A 2,135-nucleotide genomic window follows, 5' to 3' on the forward strand; every position below is an offset into this window, starting at 1 on the left:
GGCCGGGGGCAGCAGGGCCGGTTCGATGCCCGCCGCGGCCAGGCCCGCGGGGGCCGTCTCGGCGAGGGGGACGCCGTAGCGGGCGAGGCGCAGCGGCATCAGGGACTCCACCGGTGCCTTGCGGCGCCAGGCGCGGCCGTAGCGGGAGCGCAGGCGGGCCTGGTAGACGAGACGTTCCTGCTCCAGCTTGATCACCTGGTCGTACGAGCGCAGCTCCCACAGCTTCATCCGCCGCCAGAGCCGGAACGTAGGCACCGGCGAGAGCAGCCAGCGCGTGATCCGTACGCCCTCCATGTGCTTGTCGGCCGTGATGTCCGCGATCCGCCCGACCGCGTGCCGGGCCGCCTCGACCGCGACGACGAAGAGCACCGGGATCACCGCGTGCATGCCCGTGCCGAGCGGGTCGGGCCAGGCCGCCGCGCCGTTGAAGGCGATCGTCGCCGCCGTGAGCAGCCACGCCGTCTGGCGCAGCAGCGGGAAGGGGATACGGATCCAGGTCAGCAGGAGGTCGAGGGCGAGCAGGACGCAGATACCCGCGTCGATGCCGATCGGGAAGACCGCCGAGAAGCTGCCGAAGCCCTTCTGCTCGGCGAGTTCGCGCACGGCCGCGTACGACCCCACGAAGCCGATCGCGGCGATGACGACCGCACCGGCGACGACCACCCCGATGAGTATCCGGTGCGTGCGTGTCAGCTGCATCGCGGCCACCCGCGAACCCCTCCCTGTTCAGCCTGTTTCGGCTTGTTGCGATCGATAGCGTGGCACACGTGTGCGGGGCGCCCGGCGGCCGGTACGCCGGAAGCCCGGTCCCAGGGGACCGGGCTCCCTCAACTACCGCACCGGCGCGGCTACTTCACCGCTCCGCCGCTTTCTCCGCTTCAGGCCTTGGCCTTGGCCTTCGGCTCGTCCTTCTTCGACTCGTCCTTCTCGGGGTCGCCCTTCTTGGGGGCGTCCTTCTCCGAGTCGTCCTTCTTGGGCTTCTCGCTCGGACCGGACGGAGCCTTGCCGCCACCCTCGTTGGCGGAGACGACCGACGCCGCGGCCTCCTTCGCCGCCTTCTGCGCGGCCTTCGACAGGTCACCGGCGTCGGGGGACTTGTCGCCCGCGAGGCCCGCGCCGTTGTAGTCGACCGTGACGACCGCGTTCTCCACGCGCGTCACGAACGTCTGCTGCTTGAAGGTGTCCTTGTCCTTCTTCAGGTCGTAGCGCACGAGCGTGGCCTGGTCGCCCACGCCCTGCACCGGCTCCGCCTTGACGCCCTTCGCGTCCTTGGTCGCCTGGGCGTCCGCGACCTGCTTGGCGAAGTTGTCCTGCGCGCGCTTGGCGCCGCTGCCGAGCGAGGCGTCCGAGTCGAAGCGCATCAGCGAGACGCGCAGCCAGCGGAACTGGGAACCGTCCACGCCGTTGTTGTCGAGGCTGTCCCAGGAGCAGCTGCCGCGCAGCGCCGTGTCCGTGGACGTGCCGGCCTTGCCCTTGTCCTTGGCCTTCGGCACCAGGTCCGCGAGCGTCTTCTTCGACAGGACCTCGCAGGGCTCGGGGAGCTTGCTGTACGCGGCCTTCTCCACGGGCGCGGGCTTGTCCCCGGCCTTCTTGGAGGCCGACGCCTTCGCGCCCGCGTCCTTCTTGGCCCCGTCGGAGCCGGAGTCGGAGTCGGAGGAGCAGCCGGAGGCGACGAGGATCACCGGTACGGCGGCCGCGCAGACGATGATGCGGCTGAGGCGCTGTCGCTGTCGCTGTGCAGGTCGGTGCATGGTTCCTTCACTCAGTTCGTCTCGTGACGTCCAGTTCGTCTCGTGACGTCGTCGGGTCCGGGGCCACGGTACGCGCATGGGGCGGCGGGTGGCTCCGCGTCGAGGGTGCCGGGCCCCCGCCCGTGCCCGTCGCGGCCACCGGTCACTCGTCGAACGTCCCGGCGATCGCGTCGGCCAGTTCCTCCGCCTTGTCCTGCATTTCCTTGCTGTCGGGCACGTCCGTGCGGCGGCCCGGCTGCTCGTCGTACTCGATGGTGACGATGACGTTCGACGTGCGGAACACCACAATCACGGTGCGGTGTCGGGTGGCCGAGGCGGAGGTGGTGAGGGCGTCGTCGAGGAAGGCCTCTTCGCCGAGGTCGTCGAGGGTGCGGGGTTCGAGGC

At 70.6% G+C, this 2,135-nt stretch carries 2 protein-coding genes and 1 pseudogene; all 3 read right to left on the bottom strand.

The features are described from left to right. On the bottom strand, positions 1-708 hold a 708-nt coding region (locus tag GKQ77_RS32020), incomplete at its 3' end, for a DUF2637 domain-containing protein (protein ID WP_219692625.1). Between the two features lie 170 nt (positions 709-878). Further along, positions 879-1,751 (bottom strand): DUF3558 domain-containing protein, encoded by an 873-nt coding sequence (locus GKQ77_RS32025; RefSeq protein ID WP_258022324.1) that lies wholly within the window; start codon positions 1,749-1,751, stop codon positions 879-881. Positions 1,752-1,893: 142 nt separating this feature from the next. Next, positions 1,894-2,135, bottom strand: a pseudogene (locus GKQ77_RS32030) (DUF3558 domain-containing protein); the annotation flags it as partial.

Source organism: Streptomyces anatolicus, assembly GCF_019400875.1.
Taxonomy (GTDB): Bacteria; Actinomycetota; Actinomycetes; order Streptomycetales; family Streptomycetaceae; genus Streptomyces; species Streptomyces anatolicus.